This window comes from Pseudomonas sp. IT-P395 (assembly GCF_949767675.1).
Lineage (GTDB): Bacteria > Pseudomonadota > Gammaproteobacteria > Pseudomonadales > Pseudomonadaceae > Aquipseudomonas.
The window spans coordinates 14,571-26,639 of sequence record NZ_CATKPW010000012.1; the positions used below are offsets into that span (position 1 = coordinate 14,571).

The window sequence follows — 12,069 nt, forward strand, 5'->3', positions numbered from 1 at the left end:
GCTGGACTCCGGGTTACTGCCGTAATCGCCTCGCGCGGTCAGGCGGTCAGGCGGTCAGGCGGTCAGGCGGTAAGTGGTCAGGTTCAGGCTGCTGAAAACATGTTGCCAATCGCCGCTGCCGTTGACATCCACCGTTTCGACGTTCGCACCGGCATTGAGCAGAATGATCTTTTCGTTTGGACTGGCCTTACCCGTGAGATTGACGGTCCGGTAATAGGTCGTGCCATTGGCGGCGACTTCACCGCGCAGGTCATTCACGCGAGAGATCGTCGGCGTGACCGCTTGCGCCACGACGAAATCCCGCGGCGGACTGGTCGCAGGGTCAATCTCGTACAACGCCTCGGCAGTGAGGCTGTAGGAGCGAACTTTCAGATCGTTGATGCGGTGGTTCCAGTCACCTTTATCGTCGACGTCAAGGGTAATGAGCGACTGTTTGTTTTCCAGCAATTTGATCTGCAGGTTTGGCGTCGCGCTGCCTGCCACCAGCACACTGTTGTCATAGGTGGTTGCCCCTTGGGCGACGTCCCCCCGTGAATCGCTGACCGCAAGAATTTCCGGGGTCTGGGCGAATTTCACGGTGAATGTTCGCGGCTCGCTGGACACCGGGTCGGCGCCATAAAGAGCCTTGGCGCTGATGCGGTAAGACTTCTCGGTCAATGGGCCGATCTCGCGGCTCCAGGTGCTGTCGGCGCCCACTAGCGCCGTACCCATCGATGTTGTCGTTCCATCGAACAGCTCGACCGTTTCGCCGCGCGTGGCCGTGCCGGTGACGGTGACTTTTTCGTCGCGGGTTTTGCCGTCCTCTGCCACCGGGCCCCGTGAATCCGTCACTTGCACCGGCTCGACCATCCCCGGAATCAGCAGGGGACGCAGCACCGTCAGTGGGTTGTTGCCTTCCGTCAGGGGAGGGAAGCGGAAACGCTTGTGAGAAGGCATCAGGCAAGTCCTCTTGAAGATCATTCAGGCGCTTTTTGATGACGACCGGTGCAGTTCTCACTCAGTGGGAATCAGTGGGAGTTAGCGGGGATTAGCGGGGATTCCGGCTTGAGGTAGTTGACGAACACAGGAAGGCACTCCGGTCGGGTGATGGAGTGATTTGAACCTGTATTGATGGGTTAGCACACCTGTCAGATATGACAGGTATGCAAAGCTTTCAGATGAACGGTTTCGACGGGACGCTGTTTTTAGCCAGGCATTTACCGACGACTCAAGGTTTGTACAGCGTTTTCTGCCGCAAAATGTAAACCGTCACCAACACCGCGCTGGTCAACATGAACCCCCGCGCCCACGGCAGTGGCACCAGATAGCACGAAAACAGAATACTCGCCCACATCAGCCCGATCGCGTAGACCTTGCCCTTGAGCGGAATGCCGTTGCCATCGAGGTAATCGCGGATCCATGGCCCGAGTCGTGGATGCTCGACCAGCCATTGATAGAAACGCGCAGAGCTGCGCGCGAAACAGGCCGCGGCGAGCAGAAGGAAAGGGGTGGTGGGCAGGACGGGCAGGAAAATCCCGATCACCCCCAATGCCACGCTGAGCCAGCCGACGGCCAGCAGGAAGTAGCGCAACATCAGGGGGCGGTTGCCTATGGGATTGTCCATAGGCCGGATCTTAGTGGTGACGTGGCTTGAGGATCGCCGGTTTTTCGTCGGGCGCCTGGCACAGCAGGTACAGCGCGGTCAGGGCTTCCGGAATTTGCACGATCATGTCGTCCATCAGGTTGGCGTCCTTGGCGATGTCTTCGAATTCTGGCTGTTCGTCGAACAGGCCCGAACCGACCATGATCGGCAGCAACATTTCGCTGACTTCTTCTTCGGCGGTTTCAAACCAGGCCGCTTCACGCAGGAACACGCCTTCCATGAAACCGATGCACCAGCCGCGCAGTTCGGAATCGTCCGGCTCTTCGCCCAGATCCAGTTCGCATGGCAATTCGAATTCTTCATCCGAAGCCAGTTGACGGGCGATGTGGGCTTTGAGACCGATCAGGGTGGCTTCGATCTCTTCGCGCTGGGCGTCGCTGCTGTAATGCGGCTCTTCAGCGAACAGGGCGTCGATCCACTCACGCTCCGGTACGTCTTCGGCGCAGATAGACAGCGCGGTCAGGTAGCCGTGAGCGGCCACGTAATCCAGCGCCTCGTCATGCAGCTCGTCGGCGTCGAGGAAGACTTGCAGGCGGGTCAGTTGCTCAGCGAAGGACATTACGGGGCTACCTTGGGGAATAAACAATGCGGGAATTCTAGGCTTTCTTGCGCGCTCAAGCCAGCCGCATGGCAGATTTGACCTGCCATGCCCTGCATACACCCTGTAGGAGCTGCCGAAGGCTGCGATCTTTTGATCTTGTCTTTATTAAAAGCAAATCAAAAGATCGCAGCCTTCGGCAGCACCTACACAGGTATCAGCGATTGTATCGACGGGTGTCGCCCTGTGCAGGGAAGGGCTCGGGTATACTGCCGCGTTTTGCGATCCCTGCCCGCATTGCGGCTGTCATGCAATGCGCTCTTACGTTTTGTTTAAGCAGCCGTGGCTGTTCTGAACCAGCCTGAGCAGGGATGTATCGGTAGATTTTTGGAGTTTTTATGCTCGAACAGGCTCAGCGCGTCCTCAAGGACATCTTCGGCTACGACAGTTTCCGTGGCCGTCAGGGTGCAATCATTGAGCGCGTGGCCAGTGGCGGTGATGCGCTGGTACTGATGCCTACCGGTGGCGGCAAGTCGCTGTGCTTCCAGGTGCCGGCGCTGCTGCGCGAGGGCCTGGCGGTGGTGGTATCGCCGCTGATCGCACTGATGGACGATCAGGTTGCCACCCTCGAAGAGCTGGGCGTGGCCGCCGCCGCGCTGAATTCCACCTTGAGCGCCGAGCAGCAGCGTGATCTCGCGGCGCGGATCAAGCGCGGTGAAGTGAAGATGTTGTATCTGGCGCCCGAGCGTCTGGTGCAGCCGCGCATGCTCTCATTCCTGCAGAGCCTGAACATCGCGTTGTTCGCCATCGATGAAGCGCACTGCGTGTCGCAGTGGGGCCACGACTTCCGTCCGGAATACCTGCAACTGGGCCAATTGGCCGAGATGTTCCCTGACGTACCGCGCATCGCCCTGACGGCCACTGCCGACAAGCGTACCCGCGAAGAAATCGTCACCCGCCTGCACCTGCAAAATGCCGAGCGCTTCCTGTCGAGCTTCGACCGCCCGAACATTTTTTACCGCATCGTCCCCAAAGAGCAGCCGCGCAAGCAGTTGCTGGCGTTCCTCGCCGAGCGGCGCAGCGATGCCGGCATCGTCTATTGCCTGTCGCGCAAGAAAGTCGAGGAAGTCGCGGCGTTCCTGAGCGAGCAGGGCTTCCCGGCGCTGCCGTATCACGCCGGTTTGCCCAATGAGCTACGTGCCTTCAACCAGAAGCGCTTCCTCAATGAGGAAGGCCTGATCATGGTTGCCACCGTGGCGTTCGGCATGGGCATCGACAAGCCCAACGTACGTTTTGTCGCGCACCTCGATCTGCCGAAATCCCTTGAAGCGTATTACCAGGAAACCGGTCGCGGCGGCCGTGACGGCCTGCCGGCGGATGCTTGGATGGCCTACGGTCTGCAAGACGTGGTGATGCTCAAGCAGATGCTGCAAAACTCCGAAGGCGACGAGCGGCACAAGCGTCTCGAGCAACACAAGCTCGACGCGATGCTGTCGCTGTGTGAAGAAACCCGCTGCCGTCGCCAGACCCTGCTGGCGTACTTTGATGAAGACATGCCCGAGCCTTGCGGGCATTGCGACAACTGCGTCGATGGCGTGCAGACCTGGGATGCCACCGAGCCCGCACGTCAGGCATTGTCGGCGATTTTCCGCACCGGCCAGCGTTATGGCGTCGGTCATCTGGTCGACGTGCTGCTGGGCAAGGACAACGAAAAAGTCCGCAGTTTTGGCCATCAGCATCTGTCGGTGTACGGCGTCGGCAAGGCACTGAGCGAGAGCGAGTGGCGCTCGCTGTTCCGTCAATTGGTCGCGCGCGGTCTGGCGGATGTCGATCACGAAGGTTATGGCGGTCTGCGTCTGAATGACAGTTGCCGGCCATTGCTCAAGGGTGAAGTCACGCTGGAGTTGCGCCGCGATCTCAAGCCGCAGGTCACCGCCAAAACCGCCAGCAAGAGCCCGGCCAGCCAACTGGTGCGCGGCGAAGAGCGCGAACAGTGGGAAGCCCTGCGCGCGCTGCGGCGCAAACTGGCCGAAGAACATGGCGTGCCACCGTACGTCATCTTCCCCGATTCGACGTTGCTGGAAATGCTCCGCAGCCAACCGACTTCGCTGGCGGAAATGGCCCGGGTCAGCGGGGTCGGCGCGCGCAAGCTGGAACGCTATGGCGATGCCTTCCTCGAAGTGCTCGGCGGCGAGGTCGAGGCGCCGAAAGCGGTGGCCGACGTGCGCCACGAACTGATCACCCTGGCACGCGCCGGCATGACCCCGATGCAAATCGCCGGTCAGTTGCAGTGCTCGGAGAAGAACGTCTACACCATGCTCGCCGAGGCGATCGGCAAGCAGCAGTTGTCGCTGGAACAGGCGCTGGATTTGCCTGAAGAATTGATGGGCGAAGTGCAGGACGCGTTCCTTGATGGAGAAGGCGAGTTGCCGTCGGTCGCCGAGGTGGCCGAGCTGTTTGCCGGGCGTGTGCCGGAAGGCGTGCTGTATTGCGTGCGTGCTGCGCTGCAATCGGAATTCGAAATGTAATTTGGCCGTACCCTTCATCGGAACGCCGCCCGCCCAGCCCTCTCCCAAAGAGAGAGGGGCCGACCGAGGTGTCTTGCGAAATACATCGACCTGAATGACCGAGTCGATTATGGATTCAGCGCCGATCTGCCACGTCGGCGTAATTCCCAAATATCCCCCATTCAGTCCCCTCTCCCTCTGGGAGAGGGCTAGGGTGAGGGGCTTCAAGATGTAACGATTCAGTACAGACCGCCACTTGCCTATAACTGCAGCTCATGCTTAGCTGGCTAATAATTAGAAATTCTTTATTTTCAGTCTAACCGTGAGTGTTTTATGCCGTTAACCGATCAACACCGCTTTGGCATGCAACTGGCCCAGATGTCCCGTGGCTGGCGTGCCGAACTGGATCGACGCCTCGCCGGGCTGGGGTTGTCCCAGGCGCGCTGGCTGGTGCTGCTGCATCTGGCGCGTTTTGAAGAAGCACCGACCCAGCGGGAGCTGGCGCAGAGTGTCGGCGTCGAAGGGCCGACCCTCGCGCGCTTGCTCGATAGTCTGGAAAGCCAGGGCCTGGTGCAACGCCAGTCTGTAATGGAAGACCGCCGGGCGAAAAAAATCGTCCTCTGCGCACCGGCCCTGCCGCTGATCGAGCAAATCGAAACCATTGCCACACAGTTGCGTCATGAGTTGTTCGAAGGCGTCGACGAGGCGGATTTGAAGGTGTGCATGCGGGTTCACGGGCACATTCTGGCTAACCTGGAAAAATCTTGAGGCACATCCACGTGCCGTATCTTTGAGAGATCGCGCTGCGCCGACTATAAGAACTACTGGGCAATATCGTGTTCGTACCGGATGTGCGAACGCATAGAAGTCGGTTTTGCTTATTTAAGGGATGCTCATGCTCGCAAGTCGGCACGTGGTACTGCGCGGCGGCGCCAAATGGCTGCTGGTCGCTGGTGTATTGAGTTATTCGGCCTGGTCGATGGCCTTGGGGCTGGGTGATATCACCGTCCATTCAGGCCTCAATCAGCCGCTCAAGGCCGACATTGCCTTGGTCGATGTCGGCGGGCTGACGCCAAACGATTTGGCCGCGCGCCTGGCCACGGCGGATGAATTCGCCGAGGCCGGGGTCGAGCGGGTGTTCTTCCTCAACGACCTCAAGTTCATCCCGATCCTGCATGGCAATCGCCAGATGATCCGGGTGACGTCCAGCAAACCGGTCAACGAACCCTTTCTGAATTTCCTCGTGCAGCTCGATCAACCCAACGGCCGGTTGCTGCGTGAGTACACCGTGTTGATCGATCCACCGGGTTCGCCGGGTATCGTGCCGGCCACCGATGAGCCGGATTTACGTGCGCAATCCTCCGCGTTTCCCACTGTCGAGCCTGTCGTGGCAGCGCCACAGGCACCTCAAGCCAAGCGCGATACCGTGCCAGCACCCACGCCTGCCAGCGATGCACTGGCCGAGCAGTTGGCCGCCAATGTGTTGCTGAATCAGCAACTGCAGAAGACCGTCGACGAATTGAACGCAAAACTGCAGACACAGGATGTGCAGATTGCCGACGGCAAGAAGCAGATCAGTGACTTGCAAACACGTCTGGTCGAGTTGCAGAAATCGCCGCCCCCGACTGTGGTGACCCCGGCACCTGCTCCTGCGCCAGTCGTTGCACCGGTCGAATCCAGCGATGACGGTTTGAACTGGTCATTGCTCGGCGGCCTGTTGCTGTTGCTGGGCGCATTGGCCGGGTTGTTTGTGCACCGTCGACGGCAACAACAGCGGCAGGTTGCCGAGCCGCTGCCACTGTTGCCGCAAGGCAATGAGCCGGAGGCGGCGGAGGCCGAGAACACCGAGTCGGTCAGAATTCACACATCAGACCAACACCGCGAAGAACCCGCCGCTGGTGATGTGCTGGAGGCGGTGGGGATCTATCTGGCTTATGGCCGATTGGGCGAAGCCGCCGGGCTGTTGCGCGATGCCTTGCACAAGGAGCCTGCGCGCACTGATATCGGTTTGCAGTTGCTAGAAGTGCTGGGACGTCAGGGTGACAGCGCCGCGTATGAACAACAGGAAAGTCATTTGCATGAGCTGGGTGTGGATGCCCGGACGTTGCAGGATGTTCGCGCGCGGCACCCGAAACTGGTGGGTGCAGCACCGTTGGCCGTGGTACCGCCGATTGTTGCAGCGGCCCCGATTGCCGCTGCCCAACCGGCGCCTGAAGATGATTTCGAACTGAATCTGGGCGAGCTGTCGATGGATTCCAGTTGGGATCTGGAAGACAGTCGCCCGGCCACCGCTGAACCTGCGGCAGACACCTCGGCGCTCGGCTCCGGTCTGCAGGTTCTGCCTCAGGACTTTGAATTGCCCGAGCCCAGCGAAGAGGCCGAACTCGAGTGGATCCCTGAATCGGAAGCCGGGCCGCTGGATGAGGATTTTCTCAATGAGTTTGCTGATGCCGAGCCGTCACTGGCGTTGCAACCTTTGGATTTGCAGGAGCCGGAGCTGGTACACGACACCAACTCCGGCAAACTCGAACAGGCGCAGACGTGCATTGATGACGGTGATATCGACAGTGCGATTGCGTTGCTCAATGAATTGCTCAAAGAGGGCGATGAACCTTTGAAGCAAACGGCGCGGACGTTGCTGGCGGGAATTCGCTGAAGCCTCCGATCCGATTTGCGGTTGAGCTGATACCGCCTTCGCGAGCAGGCTCACTCCTGCATTGGAATGCGTTCCCCTGTGGGAGCGAGCCTGCTCACGAAGGCGGATTGTCAGGCGACCTGATCAGAAGGTCTGCCCAAGGTTCAGATAAACCGCCTGCTCATTCGCATCATTCAACCCATAACTGAAATTCAACGGCCCCAGCGGCGTGTCAAAACCGATGAACACGCTGGCCGCGTTGATATAGCCGCTGTCGAACTCATTGTCGTTGTTCCACGCCCGTCCACGCTCCAGCGAGGCGCCGGCATACAGCGGGAAGTCCAGTGGCAGATACGAGCGCGGCGTCAGCCGGCGGTAGTACACCGCGCGCATCAGGCTGACGTTCTGCCCGGAAATCGCGTCTTCTCTGAACCCCGACAACTGCCGCGCACCGCCAAGCAGGAAGCTTGACGTGACCACGTTGGCATCGTCCAGCGTACGCCCGTAACGACCACCGAGAATCAGCGTATCCGGGCCACGGCTCATGGCTTTGTCGAGTTTGAATTCCCACTGTCGGTAGCGCGTATCCGAACCCAGGCCCGGTTCGAACTGCATCAGCGTCAGACTGACGTCCTTGCCTTCATGAGGGAAGTAGACGTTATCCAGCGAATCGTAGGAATACTTCAGCGCGTAGAAGCCTTCGTTGAAGTTTTCACTCGGCAAATCCTGATCGCCAATCCGCACATCGGCCTTGCCCCAGGCCTCGCCGACACCGAAACGCACTTCGCCGTTGTTGCCGATCTGTCGGCCGAAGTTGAGGCCGAAACCGTAGCGCTCGACGCGATACTGCGCGATCGGATCGTTGTCGAGCACCGCTTCAACGTTCTGCGCCTCGAACGAGGCGTACGGTGCGACGAAGTAACGCGAGCCGACGTCCAGCGGTTGATAGAACTCGGTGTACAGCTCTTGTTTGTCGCCAATCTGCGCGCGGGTCAGCCATTCCGCGCCGAGGCGGTTGATACCGTTGATGCGATAGCTGGCGCCGAGATTGAAGGCGCTGTCGCCGCGCATGTCGTCCGACAGATTGAGGCCGACCCGCAAGTAATCGGTGCCGCTGCGCTTGCCCCGAGCGCTGATCACCAGTGTGTGATCCTCGCCCTTGTGCACCACGCGGTACTGCACTTGTTCGAAGTAGTCGAGGCCGTACAAAGTGCCCATGTCCGAGTGCAATCGGGCCAGATCCAGCGGCTCGCCAATGTGCTGGCGTATGTAGTAGCGGATCACATCGTCGTCGACTTTCGAGTCGTTCTCGACGCGGATGCCCGTGATGATTGGTGTGCGTTGACCCGGCGAACGTGCGGCGTTGAGTTCGGCGTCCTGGGATTCTTTGGGTTTGAGGACGGCGAGGCGCGCATCGAGGATTCGCGTGGCGCGATAACCGGCATCGATCATCTCCTGAGCCTTGCCGAAATCAGTGACACCGAACGCTGCCAGCGCGGGCTGGATCAGCACATCGGAGGATTTCAGCGCGGCCAGTTGTTCTTCGGAGTTACTGCGGGTCATCAGGGTGATCGACTGGTTCAACACATCGACCACGGTGGTCAGTTGCTTGCGGTTGCGCAGCGGTGTACCGATGTCGACGACGATGGCCACGTCGACGCCCATTTCCCGCGCGACATCCAGCGGGATGTTGTCGGTCATGCCGCCGTCCACCAGCAGCCGGCCGTCGAGTTCGACCGGGGCGAACACCGCCGGGATCGACATGCTGGCGCGGATCACCTGGGGCAGATGACCTTTGCGGAACACCACTTTTTCGCCGTTGGAGATGTCGGTGGCGACAGCGCGGAACGGAATCGGCAGTTTGTCGAAATTCCGAGTGTCGCTGGTGTGGGCCAACAGGCTTTCCAACAGCAACGAGAGGTTTTGGCCCTGAATCACACCCAGTGGCAAGCCAAGGCTGCCGTCGTCACGAAAGCTGAGTTTCTGTTTGACCAGAAAGTCGCGGTCATCCTGTTTACGCCGAAACGGCACATCTTCGCGCGGCGGCGCGTCGGACAGCGCGGCTTGCCAGTCGATGTTCAGCGCGAGTTTTTCCAGCTCATCGATCTTGTAACCCGAGGCGTACAGCCCGCCAACCACCGCGCCCATGCTGGTGCCGGCGATCGCATCGATCTTGATGCCTTGCTCCTCCAGCGCCTTAAGCACGCCGATGTGCGCCAGCCCGCGCGCCGCGCCGCCGGACAGCACGAGGCCGACTTTCGGTCGCGTCGCGTCACTGGCATCGACGCCGGCGTGAGCGAACAAAGGGAGGAAACCAAGCAGCAGGCAGAACAGCAGACGGCGCATTGTGAGTCTCGGGGCAAGCGTTAAAGCCGGCTATTATAGCGGCGCCCTCTGTCTCAGGAGTTTCAGCGAACATGACTGTCGCAAAAGCAGAAGTTGTCATCACCTATTGCACCCAATGCCAGTGGCTGCTGCGCGCTGCATGGCTGGCGCAGGAGCTGCTCAGCACCTTCGGCGATGATCTCGGCAAAGTGTCCCTGGTGCCCGGCACCGGCGGGGTGTTTCACATCAGCTGCGCCGGCGTGCAGATCTGGGAACGCAAGGCTGACGGCGGTTTTCCCGAGGCTAAAATCTTGAAGCAGCGAGTTCGCGATCAGATCGATCCTGACCGCGACCTCGGTCACAACGACCGCACTCAGTGAGACGCGGCCTCGGCGGCGACAGCTTTCTTGTCGGCATGGCCTGACATCCTCGCCGACACCACAATGGCGACAATGATCAGCGCGCCGCCGAGCAACATCTTCGGCGTCGGGTTTTCATTGAACAGCAACCAGGCGACGGTGATGCCGTAGACCGGCTCCATGGCAAACACCACCGCCGCCGTGCGCGCCTTGATCACCGCCAGACTGGCCACAAACAGGCTGTGCGCGACGCCGGTACAGAACACCCCGAGCAGCGCAATCCACAGCCAGTCGAGTGCGCGCACTTCGCTCAGTTGCGGTGCTGCAACTGGTAGTAGACACAGCGCGACCACGACGTTTTGGCACAGCGCCGCTTGCACCGCCGGAATCCGCCCGGAGCTGGCGCGGTTGGTCAGCGACAGCAGGGAAAACAGCAGCCCCGAAAGCACCGACCAGAGCAAGCCAATGGTCGCGCCGCTGCCGAGATCGAAGGCCGGGGTCACCAGAATCAGGCCGATGCTGACCAACACCACCAGCAGTATTTCATTGGCGCGGATGCGTTCGCGAAAGATCAGTCCTTCGAGAATCACCGTGAAGGCCGGGAAACTGGCAAAACCCAACGTCGCGATGGCGACACCAGCGATCTTCACAGACAGGAAGAAACTCACCCAGTGCCCGGCCAGCAACACGCCGCTGAGGGCCAGACGCCGCCAATCCACGGCCTGAAGTTTCTGCCAGCCGCTCTGGCTGGCGAAGCGGGCGAAGAACGCCAAGGCGACAACGGCGAAAGCCGCGCGACCGAACACGATCACAGCGGGGGAGGCGGCAGCGAGTTTGCCGAACACACCCGTCAGGCCAAACATCAAAGCACCGATATGCAGAGCGCCGAGGGCGGTACGCGGAGTCATTGCAATCCTTCTATCTCAAACACAATCTCAACTATTGATTGTTCCCACGCAGCAGCGTGGGAATGATCATTTACTGTAGGAGCTGCCGAAAGGCTGCGATCTTTTGATCTTGCTTTTGATCGTTCCCACGCTCTGCGTGGTAACGCCTCTAGGGACGCTCTGCGTCCAGTGAGGCGGAGCGTCACGGGCTGCATTCCCACGCGGAGCGTGGGAACGATCAAAGATCGCAGCCTTCGGCAGCTCCTACATTTAAGCGTGTAGAGCTCAGTAAGTCTGTCGGCAGGCTATCGTCTTTTGTCGCAGGAATCGCGCCGAAGCTGGCCGGGTGATGCACCGAACTCACGTAGGACAGCAGCCGAGAAAGCACTTTGCGAGCTGTAGCCGACGCGACTGGCAACTTCGCCGATCGGCAGGGCTGTGTCGCGGAGCATTTGCACGGCCAGATGCAGGCGCCGACTGCGGATGTAATCCATCGGCGTCTGCCCGCATTCGGCCATGAAACGCGCATGCAGACGCGCGCTGGACAATCCTGCCACCCGTGCCAGATCGGCGACTTGCAGCGGATACGCGGCGTATTGCTCGATGTGCGCATCCAGCGCGGCATAGGGCAGGCGGCGAATGGCGTGTTCCGCAGGTTGCGCGTGATTCAGGCTGGCCAGCAGCAACACCGCGCCTTGCTGGGCAATCAATGGATCGCTGACCGGACTGTTTGCCAGCCAGCTGACCAACTGGCTTTGCCCCGAATCCAGCGACAAGCGCGCCGGTTGATCGAGCAGACGATGGCTGGCGTCGGCATGCTCGCCCAGTGAATCCGTCAGCCATTGGCCGTCCGGGATATCCAGTACCAGACAGCGGCTACCATTGGGACTGCCGCAGGCATGATGAGCGCCGGAAGGGATAACTACAAAACTCTGCTGACGCACCTGACTGCCACAACCCTCGACCTCGAAATCCAGCGCACCGGACAGCCCGAACACCAATTGCGCGTGGTCGTGGCTGTGGACGATCAAATCGTGGGTGTACTGACGCAGGGTGAGGATCGGTCGCATGGCAGGTTGTCTCCGAAGTGGTCGCCAGTCTACACCGGCGCACACCGGATGCGTTGTCACAGGACTGACTCACGCTTGTCATGGTCGATTAACCGGGCAGGCGCAA

Annotated in this window: 10 protein-coding genes; 4 read left to right on the plus strand and 6 right to left on the minus strand. The window is 60.2% G+C overall.

From position 1 onward, the window contains the following. Positions 1–54: 54 nt before the first annotated feature. The 3 genes from ACM6IN_RS11885 to ACM6IN_RS11895 all read right to left on the minus strand — a co-directional run bounded on the left by ACM6IN_RS11885 (position 55) and on the right by ACM6IN_RS11895 (position 2,201). Positions 55–936 carry a hypothetical protein gene (locus tag ACM6IN_RS11885; protein WP_414916101.1) on the minus strand — a complete coding sequence of 294 codons (882 nt, stop codon included), beginning with the start codon at positions 934–936 and terminating at the stop codon, positions 55–57. Between the two features lie 271 nt (positions 937–1,207). Continuing rightward, the gene (locus ACM6IN_RS11890; protein WP_123376282.1) at positions 1,208–1,603 is read right to left on the minus strand and encodes a YbaN family protein; all 396 of its coding nucleotides are present in this window, start codon (positions 1,601–1,603) and stop codon (positions 1,208–1,210) included. A 10-nt stretch (positions 1,604–1,613) separates the two neighbouring features. After that, a complete protein-coding gene (locus ACM6IN_RS11895; protein ID WP_007919726.1) occupies positions 1,614–2,201 on the minus strand; it encodes a YecA family protein in 588 nt (195 codons plus the stop codon). Positions 2,202–2,578: 377 nt separating this feature from the next. Here ACM6IN_RS11895 and recQ point away from each other — a divergent pair, with 377 nt between their 5' ends. The 3 genes from recQ (at position 2,579) to ACM6IN_RS11910 (ending at position 7,343) form a co-directional block, all read left to right on the plus strand. Beyond that, positions 2,579–4,708, plus strand: a complete 2,130-nt coding sequence (gene recQ, locus ACM6IN_RS11900; protein WP_123376281.1) for a DNA helicase RecQ — start codon at positions 2,579–2,581, stop codon at positions 4,706–4,708. A gap of 312 nt (positions 4,709–5,020) precedes the next feature. Further along, complete coding sequence (locus tag ACM6IN_RS11905) at positions 5,021–5,455, plus strand: MarR family transcriptional regulator (RefSeq protein ID WP_007919713.1); 435 nt, start codon at positions 5,021–5,023, stop codon at positions 5,453–5,455. A gap of 127 nt (positions 5,456–5,582) precedes the next feature. Then, complete coding sequence (locus tag ACM6IN_RS11910) at positions 5,583–7,343, plus strand: FimV/HubP family polar landmark protein (RefSeq protein WP_414916102.1); 1,761 nt, start codon at positions 5,583–5,585, stop codon at positions 7,341–7,343. A 123-nt stretch (positions 7,344–7,466) separates the two neighbouring features. Here the strand turns inward: ACM6IN_RS11910 and ACM6IN_RS11915 are convergent, their stop codons facing one another. After that, complete coding sequence (locus ACM6IN_RS11915; RefSeq protein ID WP_007919709.1) at positions 7,467–9,668, minus strand: patatin-like phospholipase family protein; 2,202 nt, start codon at positions 9,666–9,668, stop codon at positions 7,467–7,469. A 71-nt stretch (positions 9,669–9,739) separates the two neighbouring features. Between ACM6IN_RS11915 and ACM6IN_RS11920 the strand changes: the two genes are divergently transcribed. Beyond that, positions 9,740–10,027, plus strand: coding sequence for a SelT/SelW/SelH family protein (locus tag ACM6IN_RS11920; protein WP_007919707.1), 288 nt, complete (start codon positions 9,740–9,742; stop codon positions 10,025–10,027). Here ACM6IN_RS11920 and ACM6IN_RS11925 read toward each other — a convergent pair. Both ACM6IN_RS11925 and ACM6IN_RS11930 read right to left on the minus strand, forming a co-directional pair. Then, positions 10,021–10,914: a DMT family transporter gene (locus ACM6IN_RS11925; protein ID WP_007919705.1), complete on the minus strand. Its 894-nt coding sequence runs from the start codon at positions 10,912–10,914 to the stop codon at positions 10,021–10,023. The two genes, ACM6IN_RS11920 and ACM6IN_RS11925, sit on opposite strands and share 7 nt — an antisense overlap. Before the next feature lie 284 nt (positions 10,915–11,198). Further along, on the minus strand, positions 11,199–11,963 hold the full coding sequence (locus tag ACM6IN_RS11930) for an AraC family transcriptional regulator (protein WP_123376278.1): 765 nt from the start codon (positions 11,961–11,963) through the stop codon (positions 11,199–11,201). Between the last annotated feature and the right edge of the window lie 106 nt (positions 11,964–12,069).